This is a genomic window from Rhizobium sp. C104 (assembly GCF_022354505.1).
Taxonomy (GTDB): domain Bacteria; phylum Pseudomonadota; class Alphaproteobacteria; order Rhizobiales; family Rhizobiaceae; genus Rhizobium; species Rhizobium redzepovicii.
On record NZ_CP092350.1, the window covers coordinates 268,246 to 288,647 of the forward strand.

Annotated in this window: 17 protein-coding genes and 4 pseudogenes; 8 read left to right on the forward strand and 13 right to left on the reverse strand. The window is 60.5% G+C overall.

Features of this window, described 5'->3' with window-relative positions; translation table 11 throughout:
• Positions 1–140: 140 nt before the first annotated feature.
• Together MF410_RS25725 and MF410_RS25730 are read left to right on the forward strand one after the other, a co-directional pair.
• Positions 141–626: a DMT family transporter gene (locus MF410_RS25725; RefSeq protein ID WP_131710816.1), complete on the forward strand. Its 486-nt coding sequence runs from the start codon at positions 141–143 to the stop codon at positions 624–626.
• Complete coding sequence (locus MF410_RS25730; protein WP_131710815.1) at positions 623–1,063, forward strand: DMT family transporter; 441 nt, start codon at positions 623–625, stop codon at positions 1,061–1,063. The genes MF410_RS25725 and MF410_RS25730 overlap by 4 nt, the downstream gene beginning before the upstream one ends.
• A 42-nt stretch (positions 1,064–1,105) precedes the next feature.
• Here the strand turns inward: MF410_RS25730 and MF410_RS25735 are convergent, their stop codons facing one another.
• The 11 genes and pseudogenes from MF410_RS25735 to MF410_RS25785 form a co-directional block, all read right to left on the reverse strand.
• A complete protein-coding gene (locus tag MF410_RS25735; protein ID WP_097629041.1) occupies positions 1,106–1,324 on the reverse strand; it encodes a hypothetical protein in 219 nt (72 codons plus the stop codon).
• A gap of 22 nt (positions 1,325–1,346) precedes the next feature.
• Positions 1,347–2,239: pseudogene (locus MF410_RS25740) on the reverse strand (pirin family protein).
• 180 nt (positions 2,240–2,419) lie between these two features.
• Positions 2,420–3,580 (reverse strand): amidase family protein, encoded by a 1,161-nt coding sequence (locus tag MF410_RS25745; RefSeq protein WP_131710813.1) that lies wholly within the window; start codon positions 3,578–3,580, stop codon positions 2,420–2,422.
• Positions 3,581–3,590: 10 nt separating this feature from the next.
• Entirely contained in the window at positions 3,591–4,298 is a 708-nt protein-coding gene (locus MF410_RS25750; protein ID WP_097629043.1) for an ABC transporter ATP-binding protein, read from the reverse strand.
• Positions 4,291–6,054, reverse strand: a complete 1,764-nt coding sequence (locus MF410_RS25755; protein ID WP_206099931.1) for an ATP-binding cassette domain-containing protein — start codon at positions 6,052–6,054, stop codon at positions 4,291–4,293. Before MF410_RS25755 ends, MF410_RS25750 begins: the two co-directional genes overlap by 8 nt.
• Positions 6,041–6,874: a branched-chain amino acid ABC transporter permease gene (locus MF410_RS25760; RefSeq protein ID WP_222134797.1), complete on the reverse strand. Its 834-nt coding sequence runs from the start codon at positions 6,872–6,874 to the stop codon at positions 6,041–6,043. Before MF410_RS25760 ends, MF410_RS25755 begins: the two co-directional genes overlap by 14 nt.
• Positions 6,875–6,925: 51 nt before the next feature.
• Positions 6,926–8,074, reverse strand: coding sequence for a substrate-binding protein (locus MF410_RS25765; RefSeq protein WP_131710810.1), 1,149 nt, complete (start codon positions 8,072–8,074; stop codon positions 6,926–6,928).
• 30 nt (positions 8,075–8,104) lie between these two features.
• A complete protein-coding gene (locus MF410_RS25770) occupies positions 8,105–8,950 on the reverse strand; it encodes a nitrilase family protein (RefSeq protein WP_131710809.1) in 846 nt (281 codons plus the stop codon).
• Between the two features lie 194 nt (positions 8,951–9,144).
• Entirely contained in the window at positions 9,145–9,768 is a 624-nt protein-coding gene (locus MF410_RS25775; RefSeq protein ID WP_097629048.1) for an ANTAR domain-containing protein, read from the reverse strand.
• Between the two features lies 1 nt (position 9,769).
• Positions 9,770–10,903: a transporter substrate-binding domain-containing protein gene (locus MF410_RS25780; protein WP_097629049.1), complete on the reverse strand. Its 1,134-nt coding sequence runs from the start codon at positions 10,901–10,903 to the stop codon at positions 9,770–9,772.
• 142 nt (positions 10,904–11,045) lie between these two features.
• A pseudogene (locus MF410_RS25785) lies at positions 11,046–11,897 on the reverse strand (amidohydrolase); the annotation flags it as partial.
• Between MF410_RS25785 and MF410_RS25790 the strand changes: the two are divergent.
• A pseudogene (locus MF410_RS25790) lies at positions 11,896–12,466 on the forward strand (MmgE/PrpD family protein); the annotation flags it as partial. The pseudogenes MF410_RS25785 and MF410_RS25790 overlap by 2 nt on opposite strands.
• A 68-nt stretch (positions 12,467–12,534) precedes the next feature.
• Here the strand turns inward: MF410_RS25790 and yghX are convergent.
• A pseudogene (yghX, locus tag MF410_RS25795) lies at positions 12,535–13,423 on the reverse strand (YghX family hydrolase).
• A 330-nt stretch (positions 13,424–13,753) separates the two neighbouring features.
• Here yghX and MF410_RS25800 point away from each other — a divergent pair.
• The 5 genes from MF410_RS25800 (at position 13,754) to ugpC (ending at position 19,166) form a co-directional block, all read left to right on the forward strand.
• Entirely contained in the window at positions 13,754–14,911 is a 1,158-nt protein-coding gene (locus MF410_RS25800) for a Gfo/Idh/MocA family oxidoreductase (RefSeq protein ID WP_239620495.1), read from the forward strand.
• Positions 14,912–14,924: 13 nt separating this feature from the next.
• Positions 14,925–15,809: a sugar ABC transporter permease gene (locus tag MF410_RS25805; protein WP_049735830.1), complete on the forward strand. Its 885-nt coding sequence runs from the start codon at positions 14,925–14,927 to the stop codon at positions 15,807–15,809.
• Positions 15,806–16,663: a carbohydrate ABC transporter permease gene (locus MF410_RS25810; protein ID WP_003594798.1), complete on the forward strand. Its 858-nt coding sequence runs from the start codon at positions 15,806–15,808 to the stop codon at positions 16,661–16,663. The genes MF410_RS25805 and MF410_RS25810 overlap by 4 nt, the downstream gene beginning before the upstream one ends.
• 73 nt (positions 16,664–16,736) lie before the next feature.
• The gene (locus MF410_RS25815) at positions 16,737–17,942 is read left to right on the forward strand and encodes an extracellular solute-binding protein (RefSeq protein ID WP_097629061.1); all 1,206 of its coding nucleotides are present in this window, start codon (positions 16,737–16,739) and stop codon (positions 17,940–17,942) included.
• Positions 17,943–18,032: 90 nt separating this feature from the next.
• Positions 18,033–19,166 (forward strand): sn-glycerol-3-phosphate ABC transporter ATP-binding protein UgpC, encoded by a 1,134-nt coding sequence (gene ugpC / locus MF410_RS25820; RefSeq protein ID WP_097629062.1) that lies wholly within the window; start codon positions 18,033–18,035, stop codon positions 19,164–19,166.
• Between the two features lie 363 nt (positions 19,167–19,529).
• Here the strand turns inward: ugpC and MF410_RS25825 are convergent, their stop codons facing one another.
• The gene (locus MF410_RS25825; protein ID WP_131710870.1) at positions 19,530–20,321 is read right to left on the reverse strand and encodes an SDR family oxidoreductase; all 792 of its coding nucleotides are present in this window, start codon (positions 20,319–20,321) and stop codon (positions 19,530–19,532) included.
• Positions 20,322–20,402 lie beyond the last annotated feature (81 nt).

Here is a 20,402-nt window from a genome sequence, read left to right on the forward strand (position 1 = left end):
CGATGTCGAAGCTGAAAGCTCCGGCCGGATGCAAGATGCTGCGATTCTGCAGCGTCTTTTGCGCCTCCTGAAAAGCTGCGCCTGCTGTGGTAGCAATCTGAAAAATACCGGCCGCAATCGATTCTTTGACGGGATCTGCAATGACCATCCAAGCAGGACGTAATTCGCATCCCATTCATTTCATCGGCGCTTTTGCGACCGGTGGGCTTCTGACATTCATGGTGCATCTGAATGGGGAGCTGGCACGTTACGGCAATCCGCTGTTTTCATCCTGGACCGCGCACGGCACAGGCATGGTCGCCGCCGTCGTTCTTCTTTTGGCGCTCTACCGCCGACGCACGCCGATGGCGGGAAAGCCCGGCCGCGCACCTTTGTGGGCCTATCTCGGTGGGGTATCCGGCGCCGCAACGGTCATTTTGACCTCGACAGCGGTCAACTCGCCGCTCGGGCTCTCCGGCACCTTGGCTTTGGGTTTGGCAGGTCAGGTCGCTTTCAGCCTGGCGGCCGACAATTGGGGACTGTTCGGTCTGCCAAAGCGGCGCCCGGATGTCCGGGACATCGTCGCGCTCGGCCTGGTGGTTACCGGCGGCGCGCTGATTATCCTGTTTGGGCGAGGTGGGGCATGACGGTGTTCATTCTCATTGCTTGCCTTGGCGGCGTGCTCGTCGGCCTCAGCCGTCAGCTCAATGGGCGGTTGAGCATATCGACCACGCCGCTCATCGCATCCTTCTGGAACCATGCCGTCGGCTTTGCTGTGCTGACTTGCCTCGGTCTCGTTGTCGGAGGCCTGCTTCCTGCCGGCGCCGGCGAGGCGCCTTGGTATATCTATCTCGGTGGTCCGATCGGCGTCGTTTTCGTGGCGGCAGGCACCTGGGCGATTGCGCGCATCGGCGCGGTCAATACGGCTCTGCTGATCATTGGCGGCCAGATGGTCACCAGCGTGGCGCTGGATTATGCGCGCGCCGCTCCGACCTCGTTCTGGGCGAATGCGACCGGAATTCTTCTGATCGTCGGCGGAATGATGGTCAGCCGGAGGCGACGCAAAAGCGGCGGCTCGCAATAGCCGCCGGCAATTTTGCCGAAGCTGTCAGGGACGGAATCTGGGCTAATTTGTGCGTCCAAGGGTGGAAAGGGCGTCCTGCAGTCTGAGTGCCGCAAGCGCCTCCGTCGCCTCATCCGGAGACCATCCCGCCTCCAGCGCGGCAGCCAGCACCAGCGATTCCGTTTGAAGCTCGAGCTTCTCGTAAAGCGGCTCAAGGGCTTCGCGCGCTGTGACAAGATGCTGGTCCGGGGGAGTGATGGATGTCGCGGCAACCGTAGGCATGAAATGCTCCTCCTATTGAACGCTAAGGTTCGAAACCCATTAGGGGCATCCTTGTTCCGTCTTGTTTCGCTTCACATCGCTTTTTTGCCCTTCGGGCGGCGTTGCGAAAAAGACGATACCACATATGGCGAAATTTCCTCCACCTTAGAAATGCGCGGATGAAAATTGCCGACGGGATCTTCCTGTGATCGCCGATCGTCCCCTGCCTAGTGACCGGGGCGTCCGGATCGAGCAGAAAGGCGACCAGCATGCTCGGGACCGCCGCTTCGGCGTCGAGCCCGCCACCCGATAAAGACAGCCCCTGCTCGCCTTCGGCGAACATCTGTGAACCGACGACAACGGACCCAGTGAAGACGTAGAAATAGAGGTCCCGGTCCTGCCTATAGAGGAATTCCACCTTTGCGCCCGCCTCCAGCCGGATGTCGAAGACGTCGACCGCGCTGCGGACATAAAACGGCGCGTCTTCCCCTCGGGCCCGACCAGGTGCCGCCAGGCGTTTGCCGCGGCCGCCGGCAGCGGTCCGTACTGGATTTTCGGCTCGAGATCGGTTGCACGCGGTCGAATAAGGATCTGCAGCATCCGCAGCGGCGGATCGGATGCCAGCGTCTCTTCGGAATGCCAGAAGCTTGCTCCGGCATTCATCACCATCAGGTGGTCGCGGTCGATCACCAGCCGGCCGGTGGCCCTGTCGTCGTGACGCATGACGCCGTCAGGCACCCAGGAAATGATCTCGTCGTTCCGGTGCTCGTGCATCGCGATCTGCCGGCCGGGATCAAGGAGAGATTCGACGACCATGGCGAGAGGGCCATGGCCGTGATCGGTCGGCTTCGGCCTCAGCCATCCCGGCATGTTGACGTGCACGACGAAGCCGCCCGAGTCTCGCACCACGAATGTCCGTTCGCCCTTAAGCAGCATCGCATCCTCCGTGCTTGCAAGGCAGTGACGACACTAGGCCATGACAGCGCCGCGCCTCCATTGAGAAAGGGCCGTTTTAAATTGCTGCTCGAGGATATATTATACGGCAGTCTTGCACCAGAAGAGCACGACCGATGCGATCGCCGACCACGCGATCCTCCCCGCCCGTCGCATGCTCGTTCACTCAGCTCTTATTTGTCGAGCCACATAGACAAGCATCCTGTCGGTGCTCCTTGCGCCGAGCAACGAAAGCGAAATATTGCCCGCGCAATCGGTGATTGGGAACGCCAACTGCGTGCAGCCGCTGAGGCCCGAGAGACACAGAAGCTTGATACAAGCGGAACGAAATGCGGCAAAACTTTCCGGTTCGGCATCGCGGGTTGGCGCGCTCATGGCCAAGGTCGGAAGAGCGACGACTACATTTTCGCCCAGCAATCGGTCGATTTCCCCGGAAAAGAGCTTGGCAATCGCACGCGCCTCGCGCACTTCCCAGTCTTCGAGGCGAGATCCTGACAAAAGGCGCGCGGCAATATCGGGCGCAATTGCCTCCGGGGCCTGCTCGAAGAGCGTTTTGTTGCTTTCCCAGGCCTCCTTTTGCAGGATGGTGATGAACGCCACAGCAAGATCCGCGAGGCTGAATGAGGAAATAGAGTCGATCTTGCGAATAGGCATGACCGCCGATCGAATGCTGGCGATCATCTCATCGGCGATCGCGCCGTCGATGGTTTCGAAGATATCTGCGGGAATGAGAATGGATATTGGTCGGTCATTTGCCGCGGGCATGCCGACGGCGCTCATCACCGCGTCCATGGGTTCCAGACTTCTCGTCATGAAACCCGGCACATCGAAACTTGGCGCCAGCGCACGCAGTGCCCTGTTGTCGAGGCTTCCATGTGTCGGCCGCCAGCCGATGAGGCCGTTGATGGCGGCGGGCAGCCGGATGGAGCCGGACGTGTCTGTTCCAAGCCCGATATCCGCAAGGCCGGCGGCAACTGCGACGGCCGAACCGGAAGACGATCCACCGGGAATAAGGTCAGGATCGCGCGGGTTTCTCGGCATGCCGAAATGGACGTTGCCGCCGATGAGGGAATAGGCGAGTTCGTCCGTATTGGTTTTGCCGACGAAACAGGCGCCGGCATCCAGAAGCGCCTGGACCAAAGGCGCCGTCGCTGCCCTGATGCCCGATGCAGCGAGCACCGCGGCATTGCCGGCCGCAGTTGGATAGCCGGCAACGTCGAAAAGGTCCTTTACCGCCAGGCGAAGGCCGGAAAGTGGGCCGGTGGACGCATGGCCGACATCGACGTCGGGATAGGGCATGAATGCATTCCACCGGTCCTGCACTTACCGCTCCCTAGATCTTCAGATGTTGCAAGACACGGCTGCGGCTGTCCGGACCATTGGCGCTTTCGTCTTCGATCGCTCCAAGTTTGAGAATGGCCCAGCGATCCGCTACCGAAAGGGCGAAATCCAGGTTCTGTTCGACCAGCAGGATGGTCGTGCCGCGTTTCTCACGGTCGTCCCTCAACGCCTTGGCGATGTTCTGGACGACGGAGGGCTGCAGGCCTTCGGAGATTTCGTCGATTAGCAGCAGCGTTGGCCGCAGCATCAGCGCCCGTGCCAGGATCAGCATTTTCTGCTCACCGCCCGATAGCGTGCCGGCATTCTGGGTCAACCGGTCCTTTAGGAACGGGAAATAGCCGTAGACCCTCTCCAGGGCGGATGCCAGGTCCCGGTCGCCCTTTAGCGCCAGGCGCAGATTGTCGCGGATGGAAAGATCCTGAAACAACGGCAATTCCTGGGGCGCATAGCCGATTCCGGAAGCGATCAGCTCCGCCGGTTTCCTGTCGGTGATAGGGGCGCCATCGACCTCGATCTTGCCTTTGCCGACCCGCAGGAAGCCGAGGATCGTCTTCAGCAGCGTCGTTTTGCCCATGCCGTTTTTGCCCATGAGGGTGAGGATCTCGCCGGGCCGGATGGCGAGCGACACCCCATTGACGACATCGACCGCGCCATATCCGCTCGACACAGTGCTGAGCTCGAGTTTGAACGCGTCAGCCATGTGCGCCTCCTGCGTAGATGGTGCGAACCGTTTCGGAATTGACCACGTCATTCACCGTGCCGTCGAGAACCAGTTTGCCCTGATGGAGAACCACGATGCGGCTCGATATCTCACGCACGAAATCCAGATCGTGTTCGACCAGGATGGCGGCGAAACCGATCTCGTCCGTCAGTTTCTTGAGGATGGCGCCGATGGTCATGCGTTCGGTCTTGGTAAGACCCGCCGTTGGCTCGTCGAGAAGAATGATGCGAGGTTCCAGAGCGACGACCATCGCCAGTTCCAGAGCCTGCCTTTGACCGTGCGACAGCAGCGAGACCGGTTTGTCCAGCATGCCGGCCATGCCGGTGAGCGTCAGGATTTCGGCCGCAGCGGCCGGCAGCATGATCTCGGCGGACGATCGCATCGGGTTGGGCGTCTCGCGGCTGAGACGCGCCATCTTCAGGCATTCGCCGATGGTCATGCTGTCGAAGATGCTGGCGACCTGGAATTTCCGGCCGACGCCGAGTGCGACGATCCGTTCGGGTGCACGACCGGCGATATTGGTGCCGATGATATCCACTTGACCTTCGATCTGCTCGGTACCGTCCGAAAGACAACGCATCAGCGTGGTCTTGCCGGCGCCGTTCGGGCCGACCAGGCTGACGAGTTCTCCGGCGCCGATTTCCAGGTCGATGCCCTTCAGCACGGCCAAGCTGCCATAGGACTTGCCGAGACCGCGGATCGACAGAAGGCTTTTGCCTGCCACCGCACCATTCCTGGCGACGATGCGCGTCGGCAAGGACTTCAGGGCGCTGTTGGAGCTTGCGGACTTGAGGAAACGCGTCACCAAGGAGGCGAGGCCGCCCGGCAGAAGGATGATCATGACGACGAACAGCGCACCGACGATCAGCTGCCAGAGGAAGGGCAGATCGCCCGAAAGACTAGCGCTCAGATAGTCGATACCGATTGCGCCGAACAACGGCCCGATGATCGTTCCCCGGCCACCGAGCGCCGTCCAGACGACGAGTTCGGTTCCGAAGACGAAACCGGTATTCTCTGGTGCGACGACACCGGATGCATTGGCATAAAGGAAGCCCGCAAGGCCGCATACGCCGGCAAGAACGCCCGTCAGGACGATCTTCAATCGGGCCGGATTCATGCCCAGATAGGCGACTCGGGCTTCATTGTCGCGGATTGCCACAAGCAGACGGCCGGCATCCGACCGGACAAAGACGATCGCAACAATCGCCAATGCCAGTAGACAGGCGCCCGACAGGCGGAAGTAGCCGGGAAGCCCGAGCGGCAGAGTGTCGTAACCGACAAGGCCGCTCGATGAACCGGTCCAGGTGCCGCCCGAAAAGACGAGCTGTGTGACGACGATCGGCACAACGAGCGAGATCACGGTGGCGTAAAGCGGTGTCGATCCGTGATAGAACGACAGCCAGCCGACGGCGAGGCCAAGCACGAGCGGAACGAGCACGGCGGCCACAAGGGCGACGACGAAAAGCGCCGGGCTTGCGCCGATATGGGTGAGAACCATGGCGGTGGCATAGGCGCCGACGCCAAAGAATGCCGCCTGCCCGAAGGTGAGAACACCCGTATAGCCCCAGAGCAAGTCGACAGTGATCGCCAGCATGGCGTAGATCATCGAACGCGTCAGGACGTTGAGGCTGAAGCGGCCGAGAAACGTCGGTCCCAAGACGATCAGCAGGAGGGCTGCAAGCGCCAGCGCCAGTAGAAGGACAAGCCGGAGTTTTTGTCTGTCACGCACGGGCAAATCCTTTCGGACGTATGCGCAGTGTGATTGCGCAGAGGACGGCCACGGTGATGCCGCCGAGGATTGGGCTGAAATAGGTGCTGACGAGCACCTGGGCGGCCCCGAAGATGAGGCAGGCGCCGGCGAGCGCGGCGAACGAAGAGCCCGCGACCATCACCAGCATGAAGGCGCCCGTCAGCCAGGCGACGCCCATATTGGGATAGACGCTGGTCAGCGGCGCCAGCAGTACGCCTGCCAGGGCGGCAAGGCCGGTGCCGATCATGAAGGTCGCGAGCCGCACCTTTTCGGTGTCGATACCGAGTCCGCGCGCCAGTGTTTCATTCATGATGACTGCCCGGGCGGAAAGGCCAAGCCTTGTCCCATCGAGCAGCAAGGTGAAACCGAGGCCCAGACCGATAGCCGCGGCAATGGCGAAAAGGCGGTAGGCCGAGTAGCCGGTGCCAAAGAGATCGAAGGTGCCGGGCAGCAGCGCCGGCGTGAACTGCACGTCGCGGCCGAACCAGAGCGTGATCAACTGGCCGATGACGATGCCAAGGCCCCAGGTTGCGAGAATGGCGTCGAGCGGCCGGCGATAGAGAGGCCGCACGATGAAGCGTTCGGCGATACCGCCGAGGATCGCTCCGACGAGAAACGCGAAGGGAATGGCAAGCCACGGATTGAGGCCGAACCCGCTGACGACGACAGCGCAGTAAGCCCCGATGGTCAGCCACGCGCCGTGCGCGAAATTGATGATCTTCAGCACGCCGAAGATCGCAAGCAGCCCGGCGGCAACGATGAAAAGGATGGCCGCGGTGCTGACGATATCGAGAAAGAGGGTCATTTCTAGAACTCCGATGCTGGAGGCGGGGCACCCTGCCCCGCCTCGCTGGTTTCAGAGATTCGGGCACTGATCGCCAGGATCGACATCTTTGAAGCTATCGACGACTGCAACGCTGCCGTCGTCCTTTACCTGGCCAAGATACATCGTCAGCGGCGCGTGGTGCTGCTTGTTCATGGAGATCTTGCCGCGCGGACCGGTGAAGGAGACGTCGGGAAGGGCTTTGAGCACATCAGCCGTATCGGTGCTGCCGGCCTTCTCGACGGCCGCTTTATAGAGGTAGATCGCCTCATATTGCGGCACCGAAAGATCGTTCGGCGTGCGCAGTTCCTTGCCGAACTTCTTTTCCATGGCCGAGAGAAATGCCTTGTTCTCGGGGCTGTCGATGCCGGTGACGTAGGAAGCGGAGAGGAAGATGTCCTTGGCATCCGCGCCCATGCTCTTGGCGGTGCCTTCGTCGACCGCCAGATTGCCGTAAGGCAGGGTGACGCCGGACGAACGCAGCTGCTTGGTCAAGGTCACGTTCGGTGCGCCGCCGGCCGTCGAGGTGATGATGGCGTCGGCGCCGGAGGAGCGGACCTTGGAGATGATGGCCGTCCAGTCGCTGCCGTCCATCGGCAGATATTCCTCGCCAACGACCTCTCCGCCGGCTTTTTCGATATAGGCTTTGGCGAAGGTCAGCATACCGCGCCCGAAAGAATAGTCCGAACCGATCAAGAAGAACTTCTTGGCGCCCTGTTTGCCGATGAAATTGTCGACGACAGGCGGCACCTGCTGTTCAGGCACCCAGGCATTGACGAAAAGCTTGGCGTTGCAGGATTTGCCTTCGTAGAAAGACGTGTAGATATACGGCACGTCACCCTTGGAAATGATCGGCAGTCCGGCATTGCGTGCAGCACTCGTTTCCATGGAGATGACGGCGTTCACCTCCTTCTGGAAAACCAGGGAATCGAAGGCCTTTTGCGCGCCGGCGGCCCCGGATGCATCGTCGGCGATCTCAAGCGCCAGTGGCCGCCCGAGCACGCCGCCTTTGGCATTGATTTCTTCGACGGCGAGTTCGGCAGCCTGGACGACCGACGGGGCGACCACGCTGTTTGCGCCTGACAGCCCCACCGGCACGCCGATTTTGATTGGATCCTCGGCAAAAGCTGCGGTGGCGAATGCCGCTGATGCCAGTGTCAGGATGATGGTTTTCATTTGCATTTTGTTCCCCTTTCTTGAGTTGGGTCGAGATTACCCGTAGACATCGGCTCGGCGGTCGCTGAGCAGATGATTGAAGCTGTTGAGCGTGCGGGTCTCCGTGACGCTCGACAGATCGATTTTTGCAATCAGGATTTCCTCGCGATCGGCACTGGCCGGACCGGAGATAGGCCAGCCTTGCGGGCCGACGATAAAGCTGCGGCCGATGAAGGATTGGCCGCGCTCGACGCCGATCCGGTCGGCGCAGGCGATGTAAAGGCCATTGGTGTGAGCGGCTGCCTTGTGCAGGATGTTGGCCATCGGCTCCGCAACGCTTTCCGCACCGGGCATCGGCACCCAGTTGGTGGGCACACAGACCAGTTCCGCGCCGGCCAGCGCCAACTCGCGGAATGTTTCCGGAAACCATCCGTCGTAGCAGATGGCGATGCCGATACGGCCGAAGGGCAAGTCAAATACCGGCAGCCCGATATCACCCTTTTTGAAAAGACGGTTTTCGTTGTTCCAGAGATGGAGCTTGCGGTATTTGCCGATATATCCCTCCGGACCGCAGAGAAGAGCGCTGTTATAAAACCGCTCGCCATCCTGCTCGGCAACGCCGCTGACGATGTAAAGGCCAAGTTCCCCGGCAACGCGGCAGAGCGTCTCGGCAGTCGGGCCGCCGGGTACCGGACCGGCCAATACGGCAACCTCGTCGCCGTCACGGAAGCTGTAGCCGCTGTCGGCCAGTTCCGGCAGAACGACGATCTCTGCGCCCTTGGCCTTTGCTGCCCTCGCCAGCCGCTCGATTGCGGCGAGGTTATGGGCACGATCGCCGACGATGGGTTCGAACTGGACGGTTGCGACGGTTGCCATCCGTGCGGTCGAGGTCTTGATGCTCAATCTCGTCTCCAAACGCAAAAAACCTCTGGCACGGAATTCAATCCGTGAACCAGAGGCTACGTAGCCATGATGTGAATGCGGCAGCCCTGCCGCTGAGCAAGCCTGCTCGTTATCTTTAGGCTGGCACGAAAGAATACGACCGTCAAGCCGCTCTATTCAATATTTTCAAGACGTGCGCGACCACAACTCAAGGCTTAAATTTGCGTTTTTGCGCCGATCGACAGTCCAAGGCTTTTCATCGTGTCTTGCGCGGCAATGATCGATTCGGCGATCGTCGCCATCGGAACGCGCCTTGACGTCGCCTGATCGCGCAAGAGCTTATAGGCCGCCTCTTCATCGAGGCCATTCATGACCCGCAGCGCCGAAACGGCCTTTTCGACCAGCCGCCGGCTTTTCAACGTTTCCTCGAGTTTTTGCACCTTGCCGGCGAGCCGTTTTTCGTAGCTTTGCCGATAGCGTGCAAGCGCAAATTGCGTCAGAATGCCGAGCGGCCGCAGCGGTTTGCTGATAACGCCGTGGGCGTTGAGATCGATGATCGCCTGGAGTGCCGTCGGGCTCTCATATGTCAGGATGGCGATGACCGCCGTCTGTTGGAGATCGATGATCTCGAGCGCATGCTCGAGTTGGACATCCTCGACATGCAGGAAGACGGTGTCTATGTCGGGCGGCAAGGCAGGCGGGAGCGGCCAGGTCGCGCGAACCTCGCAGCCGAGGCGTTTGAGGTGGGCGATCAGCAAATTGCCGTCCTCGTCGCGCGGATGGACAACCAGAACGCGTGCGCGCCGCAGATCCTGAACGATCCGGCTTGGTCCCGCCATCTCAGGCCCCCAACCAAACATCTTCGAACCGCGAAGCGGTCAGGTACGGGTCCGGCCTGATCGGGCCGGGCGCCTGCCAGGCAATATCGAAAAGCCCGTCGGCCCGCGCCACGCCGATGCGGGGATGCAGCCAGAGATGCCGGGTATCGGCGTCAAAATTGATCCGCCCTTCCGGAGCAGAAAAATCCTCCAGGAGAATTTCCTCGGAAATGCGATGGGTCTCGAGCGAGCCGGCCCGGGCGAGTGCGCGGGCGAAAAGGTGAACCTGCGCATAGGCCGGCTGCGACCATACGCTGGTGGTGAAGTCCTGGCCGAAGCGGGCTTTAAACGCCGCCACGAAGCGCTCATTCGCCTCGTTTTCGACCGTCTGGAAATAGGTCGCCGAAAGAATATGGCCGGTGCAAGCGTCGGCTCCGATCTCGCGAATCTCGCTCTCGGCCATGGTCAGGCTGGCAATCGGAACCCGTTTGCGATCGATCCCCGCGTCGGCATACATGCGGTAAAAGCGCTGTGCCGGCCGGCCGACGATCGTCGAGAAAATGGCATCGGGCTCAAGACGGACGATATCGGAAATAACCGACCGCAAGGTTTGTTCGTCGGCATGAAGTGGAAGATATCGCTCGCTGACGACTTCACCGCCTTTTGCCTCGAGCACATCCCGCATCACCCGATTGGATTCGCGCGGATAGATGTAATCCGCGCCGACGAAGAGGATGCGGCGTCCATGGTGGCGCAGCAGATATTCTGCCAGCGCGAAAGTGTTCTGGTTGAGGGTGGCGCCGGTATAGACCACATTCTCCGAATATTCGAAGCCTTCATACATCGACGGATAAAACAGCAGTCCGTTGTGCCGCTCAACAATCGGCAGCACCGCCTTTCGGCTGGCCGACATCGACGCGCCGAAGATGATGTTGACGTCGTCGTCTGCGAGCAGCCGCCGCGCCAGATTGCGATAAGCGGCCTGGTCCCCGCCCGGATCATAGGCGATCGGAACGATAGGCTTGCCAAGCACGCCGCCTGCTGCATTGACTTCCTCGATCGCAAGCGCGGTGCCAAGAAAGTGCTCGGTTTCCGTGATTTCGCTAATTCCGCTTCTGGAAAACAGCACTCCCACCCGCCATTCGGAGCTTGTCATCTTTGCCTTTTCCGAAATGTTGGAGGTTCGAACGCGGTGAATGCCTCAGTTCCGCACTTTCGACTCCCATACCCTTAGTGCTTTTCCATGGGATCCTGCAAGCGGGTGCGATGCAGGTCGTTGCCACAGACGGACACGGGAACTACCGGCCATGAACCGTTGCGGGCATCACATTGTCGGGGATCGGACATGTATAGGCTTTGCCGCCGGTCCTTTCCCGCCACTCGGCTTTCGCGGCTGCCAGGAGGTCCGATGACGTCATCAATGCGAGCCCCGTCGTCGCAAGCGTCTTGGCCGCATGCGCCATGGCTTTGTGCGCGGCCGGGCTTTTTCCCTGTGCGACGACCTGCCATGTATGGGGATTGGTGCCGATCGCCCAGGCTGGCGCCCAGCATTGCGCGGTCGGCGTCACCCAGCTGACGTCGCCGACATCGGTCGATCCGGCGCGGAAATGCGATTGTCCCTCGAAATCGCGCAGACCGGTGTGCAAGGGCGTCGAGCCATCGACCTTGGCATTGGAGAACACATCGCCCCTGATCTGATAGAGGCGGATGCTGCTCTTGATCGCTTCCTCAGTGAAGGTGTCCTGGATTTTCCGGGCGAAGGCGATGTCAGCCTCGTCGAAGGCTATCGGCCCGAGCGTGACCATGTTGTCGTGCATTGCGGTTTCAAGCGTAATGTTGGGAAGAAGGTTCGTCGAGGCGGTGTCGAACACGATCTCGACTTCGGTTTCGGTCATCATCGCAGCACCTCGTGCAACTTTCTCGACGCGCCCGGCAAGCGCAAGCGCCTGCGGCATGTCAGGCGCCCTGATCAGATAGAGAACCTCGGCGCTGGCCTGCACGACATTGGCGGCCCTGCCGCCGGTGTCGGTAATCGCGTAGTGAACGCGACAATCCTGCGGCATGTGTTCACGCAGGAAATTGACGCCGACATTCATGAGTTCGACCGCATCGAGCGCCGAACGGCCGAGATGGGCGCTGTTGGCCGCATGCTGCGCCTCCACCCATCGCGCGATCGATGCGCTTCTGGATCTGAAGCAGGAGCATGGACTTTTGGCGGGCGACATTGCCAGGATCGAGGCGAAAGTCGGCATATCCGCCGTCCGCAACCTCGCTTATCCCGAGCCCACCGATGAGATGCAGGCCCGCTTCTCGATGCAATACTGCCTGGCGACAGCTTTCCTCAATGGGGCTCTCAGCCTTTCGGACTTACGCGGCAGGGGATCGGACGGCCGGAAATCCGGGAATTCATGCCGCGCATCGGCATGGAGTCCTATTCGGCCGAAGAGGAAAAAGGCGTGGAGCGGCTCCCGCATGTCGTCACGGTCACGTTGCGCGACGGGCGCATCTATCGGAAATCACGTTTGCACGCCAAGGGGTCGCTCGAAGCGCCGATGAGTGATCACGAACGTGAAGTTAAGTTCATGGACTGCTTGCGCTGGGGAAATCGGAATGGGTACGACGCTGTTTTTTCCTGCAACTTCGCAAGCTTGCCGGTTTTGAAAACCTGTCCGGCGACGATCCCTTCTGGAGCCTGATTGCAGGCCATCAGTCGCTCTGACAAGCCACGACACGGATAGAAGGCGGGGAACCCGCCCCGCCCACTGCATCGTTCAGGCCACGCCCCTCTCAAGCAAGGTATTTCGTAAACCAGTCGACGGTTCGCTGCCAGGCGAGCTTGGCGGCCGCTTCGTCGTAGCGCGGCGTGGAATCATTGTGGAAGCCGTGGTTGACGTCGGGATAGACATAGGCCTCGTAGGTTTTCTGAGAGGATTTCAGCGCCGCTTCATAGGCCGGCCAGCCTTCGTTGATGCCCTTGTCCAGCCCGGCATAATGCAGAAGCAGGGGCGCCTTGATCTTCGGCACATCTTCGGCGCGCGGCTGCCTGCCGTAGAACGGCACGGCGGCGGCAAGTTCCGGATAGGCGACTGCCGCGGCATTGGCGACGCCGCCGCCATAGCAGAAGCCGGTGATGGCGACCTTGCCGGTGGTGAGGTCGCTCTTCATCAGAAACTCGACGGCCCCGAAGAAGTCGTTCATCAGCTTTTCCGGGTCGACCTTCTGCTGCAGTTCCCGTCCCTTTTCGTCATTGCCGGGATAACCCCCGACCGAAGTGAGGCCATCCGGCGCTAGCGCGATGAAGCCGGCCTTCGCCACACGCCGTGCCACATCCTCGATATAGGGGTTCAGGCCTCTGTTCTCGTGCACGACCACCACGGCCGCGACTTTGCCGGTGGCGTTCTTCAGGACGGACGAGATAGCCGCGGACGTCGCCATTTCCTTTCGGCGAGGGATAGGTGATGTATTCGGCCACGATGTCCGGATCGGTGAACTCGACCTGGGTTGCCAGCGCGTAATCAGGGCTCAGCGACGAGAGGATGGCGGCTGCCGTCAGCCCGCCGACGGCGAATTTGCCGGCCCGGTCGAGAAACTCGCGCTTGGTGATTTTCCCGTGCGCGTAGTAATCGTAGAGTTCGAGAATTTCCTGCGGGAAGTCCTTGGCTGTCATGCGGGTCATGATGGCTCCTCCTTGGCTTTGGGTTTCGCACCATCCTACACACGCAAAATCGTGACCCTTTTCAACATTTCGCGAGTTTGGCGTGAGCTTGCCGCAGCGATCGCCACTTGCGGCGGCAGAGGCTGATTTCGCCGCCGCCGCCTCAAGCGGTGCGCGCTTTTCCATTTGCAATCCGCGCCCTGCCTGTCGCAGCCGGCAATCGGCAGCCGCCTACCGATCTATGAAAATAAATTTCATACTCGTGCTGTGAGGCCCGTTTTCTATTGACGCCTCTCGTTTTTTGTCCCAACTTAAAGAAAATAAATTACCTAAACTGGGAACTTGATCGGCATGAAAGTGGGAATCATCGGGCTCGGATTCCGGCTCGGCTATCTCGGCTACGTCTTCAAAGCGATCGATAGCAGCTTCGACATTGTCGGCTATGTGGATCCGGATCCCGCCGGGCTTCCCGGATTGACGGAAAAGGGAATTTCGGTCGGCAAGGCCTATGGGTCGCCGGAGGAACTGCTCGCCTCCGAAAAGCTCGATCTGCTGATGATCGGCTCCCCCAATCATATGCATCTCGATCATATCAGGCTCGGGCTGCAGGCCGGCCTCAAGGTCTTCTGCGAAAAGCCGATCGTCACATCAATCGCCGAGAGCATCGAGCTTGCCCATCTGATGGCGAAGTTCGGCCATGAGCGGCTGATGGTCGGTCTGGTGCTGCGTTATTCGCCCCTCTACAAGGATCTGCGCGCCATCCAGGCCGAGGGCAAACTCGGCCAGATCGTCTCGATCGAGGCTTCCGAACATATCGAGCCCTATCACGGCGCCTTCTTCATGCGCGATTGGCGCCGCTACGAGCGCTATTCCGGCAGCTTCATGCTGGAGAAATGCTGCCACGACCTCGACCTTTATAATGGCGTCGTCGGCGCAAGGCCGGAGCGGGTCGCCAGTTTCGGCGGCCGCAAGAGCTTCATTCCGGCCAACGATCCGGCCCGCGAGGGTATCAACGACCTCGAGCTTTTCCATCGCAAACCGAGCGGCTGGATGGGCTCCGACAAGGTCTTCGACAGCGATGCCGACATCATTGATTACCAAGTGGCGATCGTCGAATATGAAAACGGCGTCGGCATGAACTTCCACACCAATCTGAATGTGCCCGATCAATTCCGCCGCTTCGCCATCATGGGCTCGCGCGGCATGGCCGAAGGCGATTTCGTGCGCGGCTATCTCGATGTGCATGAGCAGCTGACCGGCAACAAGGTGGTTGAAAACAAATATGCCGCCACTGAGCTCTCCCAGCATTACGGCGCCGATGAGCAGATGGCGAGCGACCTTTTGGAAAGCGTGCGCACCGGGCTCGAACTGCCCGTGTCCACGCTGAATGCGCTCGAAGCCGGCATCCTGGCGCTGGCGATGGACGAAGCGAGGATGAAGAAAACCGTCGTCGACCTGCGTCCCATCTGGGACCGCTTCGACGAGGCCCTTCACGCAAGAGCGGCTTGAGGACGACGGCAAGATGAGTGTCCAAAGAAGCGCTTTCATCTTCGCCTGGATCCTCCTCCTTCCGGCCGTTCTCTATGTTCTCGCCATCGTCGCCTATCCCCTCGTCGATACCTTCATTCTCTCCTTCACCGATGCGTCGCTGAAGAAGACCACCAACTGGGTCGGCTGGGTCAATTACGAGAAGATCTTCAACGCCACCTTTGCCGAGGTCATCTTCCGCACCTTCGTCTGGACCTTCTTTTCGGTCGCGCTGAAAATGGTGATCGGCACCTTCGGCGCGACGATGCTGAATGCCGCCGTACCCGGCCGCTCGCTGTTCCGGCTATTGACCATGCCGCCCTGGATCGTGCCGATGGCGATCGGCATCTTCATGTGGGGCTGGATGTATAATGGCCAGTTCGGGATGATATCGGGCGTTTTGCAGCGCTTCGGTCTGGTCGACGGTCCGGTCGCCTTCCTCGCCTATGGCAGCACCGCCTTCTGGGCGACGATCGTCACCGACGTGTGGATCGGCGTACCGCTGGTGACGATCTACTTCCTGGCGGCGATCCAGTCGATTCCGAAGGATCTCTACGAGGCGGCCTGGACCGACGGCGCCGGCCGCTGGTACCGCTTCCGCCGCATCACTCTGCCGCTGATGGTGCCCGCCATCATCACCATGTCGATGCTGTCGCTGATCGCCACTTTCAACTCCTTCGACATTATCTGGATCCTGACGCAGGGCGGGCCGAGCGGCGAGACGACGACGATGATCATCGACACCTATCAGACCGCCATCGGCTCGAAGAAATACGGCGAAGGGGCGGCGCGCGCCGTGCTGATCTGCATCTTCCTGTCGCTCTTCTGCTTTGCCTATTTCCGCGTCACCCGCCGCCTCAACCCGGAGAAGCGCGCATGAGCAGTGCTGCCATGATCGACCGTTACCGCTGGTGGGAAATCATCCTGATCTATTGCGGCATCGCCTTGTTTCTGTTCTTCGTGCTGGCGCCCTTCTTCGAAGGTTTCATGGTGTCGCTGAAGCCGCTCAGCCAGCTCTTCTCCTCGCCCTACCGCTTCTGGCCGGAGAACGGTTCCTTCGAAGCCTATCGGACGATGTGGGTCAGCGTGCCGGGTTTCGGGCGCTATATCTTCAACTCGTTCTTCATCTCGATCATCGTCACGCTGATCGTGCTCTGCCTCGTCATTCCGGCGGCCTACGCCTTCGCGAAGTTCGAGTTCAAGGGCATGGGCATCCTGCTCGGCGCCTTCCTGACGGTGAACATGTTCTCCGGCGCCGTGCTCTTGATCCCGCTCTTCCGGCTGATGCGCAGCATGGGCGTGCTCAACACCTATCTCGCCATGATCGTGCCTGGCGTGGCCTTCCTGATCCCCTCGGCGATCTGGCTGCTGCGTACCTACATGATCCGTATCCCGCAGGAACTCAACGAAGCCGCCTATATGGATGGCGCCAGCCACTTCTACACGCTGCGCCGCGTCATCCTGCCGATTGCGATGCCGGGGATCATCGTCGTCGCCATCACCACCTTCATCGGCGCTTACGCCCAGCAATTCATCTTCGCGCTGACCTTCAACTCGAAGACCGAATACATGCCCCTTCCGGTGGGTCTCTTTGCTTATTTCGGCAAGCAGGAGGTCATCTGGAACGAACTGATGGCGGCTTCCTTCGTCGGCATCGCGCCGGCGATGGTCGTCATCTTCTTCCTTCAGCGCTACCTTGTCGGCGGGCTGACCGCCGGTGCGGTGAAACAATAAGACCAAAAAACGAGTGAACAGCTAACACAAGAACGGGAGTCACGACGTGAGCATAACAATCAAGACAGGCCTTATGGCGCTCGCTTTGCTCGGTTCGACGGCATTGACTGCGGTCACTGCCCATGCGGCCGACAAGGAAATCAGCTGGATCTATTGCGGCGACACGATCGACCCGGTCCATACCAAATACATCAAGCAGTGGGAAGAAAAGAACGCAGGCTGGAAGATCACGCCTGAGGTGGTCGGCTGGGCGCAGTGCCAGGACAAGGCAACGACGCTCGCTGCCGCCGGCACGCCGGTGGCGATGGCCTATGTCGGCTCGCGCACGTTGAAGGAATTCGCGCAGAACGACCTTATCGTTCCGGTGCCGATGACCGATGATGAGAAGAAGACCTATTACCCCCACATCGTCGATACGGTGACCTTCGAGGGCAACCAGTGGGGCGTTCCGATCGCCTTCTCCACCAAGGCGCTCTACTGGAACAAGGATCTCTTCAAGCAGGCCGGCCTTGACCCCGAGAAGCCGCCGAAGACCTGGGCCGAAGAAATCGAAATGGCCAAAACCATCAAGGAAAAGACTGGCATTCCGGGCTTCGGTCTTTCCGCCAAGACCTTCGACAACACGATGCACCAGTTCATGCATTGGGTTTATACCAATAACGGCGCGGTGACCGATGCCGACGGCAAGGTCACGCTCGACAGCCCGCAGATTCTCGCCGCGCTGAAGGCCTACAAGGATATCGTCCCCTACTCCGAAGAAGGCCCGACGGCCTATGAGCAGAACGAAGTCCGCGCCATCTTCCTCGATGGCAAGGTGGCGATGATCCAGGCTGGTTCGGGTGCCGCCGACCGCCTGAAGAAAACGCAGATCAGCTGGGGCATCACGACGCTGCCGCTCGGCCCCGATGCCAAGGGCCCCGGCACGCTGCTGATCACCGACAGCCTGGCGATCTTCAAGGGCTCCGGCGTCGAGGACAAGGCGACCGAGTTCGCCAAGTTCATCACCTCGCCCGACGTCCAGTCGGAATACGAGCTGCAGGGCGGCGCCGGCCTCACCCCGCTGCGTCCTTCGGCAAAGGTCGACGAGTTCGTCGCCAAGGATCCCTATTGGAAGCCGCTCATCGAGGGCATCAGCTATGGTGGTCCCGAGCCGCTGTTCACCGACTATAAGGGCTTCCAGAACTCGATGATCGAGATGATCCAGTCGGTCGTCACCGGCAAGGCCGAACCGGAAGCAGCGCTGAAGAAGGCTGCCGGTGAAATCGAAGCCTTCAAATAAGCCCTCCTGAGGCTCCCTGGGGTCGCGGCACGAGCCGCGGCCCCTCCCTCTATTGAATGTGCGACGAAGACCGCCGGCGGAGACAGATTTTTGGGACAGCTCCTTCTCAACAAAGTTCAGAAATTCTACGGCGACTACGAAGTTCTTAAGGGCGTGCAGCTCGAGGTGAAGAACGGCGAGTTCGTCGTCTTCGTCGGGCCGTCGGGCTGCGGCAAATCCACGCTCTTGCGGATGATCGCCGGCCTCGATGCGACGACGGCTGGAGATATCGTCATCAACGGCATCAGGGTCAACGACCTGCCGCCGGTCAAGCGCGGCATCGCCATGGTGTTTCAGTCCTACGCGCTTTATCCGCACATGACGGTCTTCGAGAACATCGCCTTCCCGCTTCGGGTCGAGAGGATGGAAGAGGAAAAGCTCAAGGCCAAAGTGGAAAACGCGGCGCGCATCCTTCACCTCGAACAGCGGCTGCAACAGAAACCCGGCATGCTGTCCGGCGGCCAGCGCCAGCGCGTCGCGATCGGCCGCGCCATCGTGCGCGAACCGAAAATCTTCCTGTTCGACGAGCCGCTCTCCAACCTTGACGCAGCACTCCGCGCCGACATGCGCATCGAGCTTGCCAAGTTGCACCGGCAGCTGAAGGCGACGATGATCTATGTGACGCACGACCAGGTCGAGGCGATGACCATGGCCGACCGCATCGTCGTGCTCGATGCCGGAAATATCTCGCAGACCGGCGCGCCGCTGGAGCTTTATCACAAGCCCGCCAACCAGTTCGTCGCCGGCTTCATCGGCAACCCGAAAATGAATTTCCTGTCCGTCACCTGCAGGGGCGTCAGCGCCGCCGGCGTCGAAGTCGATTATCTCGGCCAGACCGCCGTCCTGCCGGTGACGGCGCGCGACGGCATGGCCGGCAAAACCCTGACGCTCGGCATCCGCCCGGAGCATATCCAGCTGAACGGCGGCGATATCGTCTTCACCGTGACCCCGACCGTCATCGAGCGCCTCGGCGCCAATACGGTCGCCTATGCCTCGCTCAACGGCGAGGCCGAGAATTTCTGCGCGATGCTGCCCGGCAGCGTCGGCATCCGCGCCGATGCCCCGGTTGCCACGGGCATCAATGCCGCCGACTGCCATCTCTTCGACGAGGCGGGTATTGCGTTTGAGCGGCGGGTGGAATTGACTGAAATCGATATGAACGTCATCAACCCGACGGCGGCTTGAAGCTGACGGTGTGTCGGCGGTTCGGCTTGCCAGTCGGCTAAGCGGGGGGACGTGACACTCGAAGCAATTGCTTGCCCCGTCGGCAGGAGGGCTGTTTTTCACTAACGAACTTATTGGCGGATCTCCCGCAGATAGCAGAATCTCGCGTGCACATTTGGGATGTCATCGGGGGATATGACTGCATTGCGCCTCCTTATCAGTCGCAATGGCAGACCTTGCCATTGCCGCAGAGCGGACTTCCGTTCGTTTTGACGTAGAGCATCTGGACACGATTGCGGTCATCCAATCGACACGCCAACGCTGCCCCGGTCGTGCTCCGACTTTCGCAGGCCGGCAATCACGACCAGCAGGCGAGGCATCACCTCAGAGCGTGTCGATCAGTCCTCCATCGACGCGCATGGAAGCCCCGGTCGTCGCGGATGCCAAAGGCGACGCCAGATAGGTTACGAGGTTGGCGATTTCCTCGACGCTTGCAGCTCGTTGGATGATCGAACTGCCACGATGCTTCTTGACGAAGTCCGCCGCTACCTCCTCGATCGGCTTGCCCGTCTTCGCACGCTCTTCGGCAAGCATCGCCTCGACGCCTTCGGACAGTGTTGGGCCGGGGAGGACCGAGTTCACGGTAACGCCGGTACCAGCCATGCGCTTGGCGAGCCCGCGGGCAACCGCGATATCGGCGGTCTTGCTGACGCCGTAGTGAATCATCTCCACCGGAATGTTAAAGCCGGATTCCGACGCGATGAAGATGACGCGACCCCAGTCGACGTTCTGCATGCCCGGAAGGTAGGCACGCGAAAGCCTGACGGCCGACATGACGTTTACCTGCCAGTGGCGATCCCACACCTCGTCGTTCGCCTCGAAGAAGTCGAGCGGTTGAAAAATACCCGCGTTGTTGATGAGGATGTCCACATGAGGAACCTTGGCGACGAGAGCGTCACACCCTTCAGCGGTTGCGACATCGGCTGCAACGGCGGCTACGGTGCCCTTGGCACCTTCGCCTTTCAGGCGTTTGGCGGCATTTGCGGTCTTTTCTTCTGACCGCCCGTTGATCACCACGTCCGCGCCAGCCCTTGCGAGCTGGCGGGCGATCGCGTAGCCGATACCTTCGGTAGATCCGGTAATAAGAGCGGTCTTGCCTACGAGGTCGATCTGCATCTGCTGCTCCTTGTGAGGTTGAGAACGTTTGAACTTGCGGTCGGTCTCGGTCATCGAGCCACCCGTCGCTGTTGCTGCAAA

Bases quoted from the DNA above. Each gene is read 5' to 3' on its own strand.
- MF410_RS25725 (WP_131710816.1), top strand. From the start codon at position 141: ATGACCATCCAAGCAGGACGTAATTCGCATCCCATTCATTTCATCGGC.
- MF410_RS25730 (WP_131710815.1), top strand. From the start codon at position 623: ATGACGGTGTTCATTCTCATTGCTTGCCTTGGCGGCGTGCTCGTCGGC.
- MF410_RS25735 (WP_097629041.1), bottom strand. From the start codon at position 1,324: ATGCCTACGGTTGCCGCGACATCCATCACTCCCCCGGACCAGCATCTT.
- MF410_RS25750 (WP_097629043.1), bottom strand. From the start codon at position 4,298: ATGGCTGACGCGTTCAAACTCGAGCTCAGCACTGTGTCGAGCGGATAT.
- MF410_RS25760 (WP_222134797.1), bottom strand. From the start codon at position 6,874: ATGACCCTCTTTCTCGATATCGTCAGCACCGCGGCCATCCTTTTCATC.
- MF410_RS25765 (WP_131710810.1), bottom strand. From the start codon at position 8,074: ATGCAAATGAAAACCATCATCCTGACACTGGCATCAGCGGCATTCGCC.
- MF410_RS25775 (WP_097629048.1), bottom strand. From the start codon at position 9,768: ATGGCGGGACCAAGCCGGATCGTTCAGGATCTGCGGCGCGCACGCGTT.
- MF410_RS25780 (WP_097629049.1), bottom strand. From the start codon at position 10,903: ATGACAAGCTCCGAATGGCGGGTGGGAGTGCTGTTTTCCAGAAGCGGA.
- MF410_RS25800 (WP_239620495.1), top strand. From the start codon at position 13,754: ATGAAAGTGGGAATCATCGGGCTCGGATTCCGGCTCGGCTATCTCGGC.
- MF410_RS25805 (WP_049735830.1), top strand. From the start codon at position 14,925: ATGAGTGTCCAAAGAAGCGCTTTCATCTTCGCCTGGATCCTCCTCCTT.
- MF410_RS25810 (WP_003594798.1), top strand. From the start codon at position 15,806: ATGAGCAGTGCTGCCATGATCGACCGTTACCGCTGGTGGGAAATCATC.
- MF410_RS25815 (WP_097629061.1), top strand. From the start codon at position 16,737: ATGGCGCTCGCTTTGCTCGGTTCGACGGCATTGACTGCGGTCACTGCC.
- MF410_RS25825 (WP_131710870.1), bottom strand. From the start codon at position 20,321: ATGCAGATCGACCTCGTAGGCAAGACCGCTCTTATTACCGGATCTACC.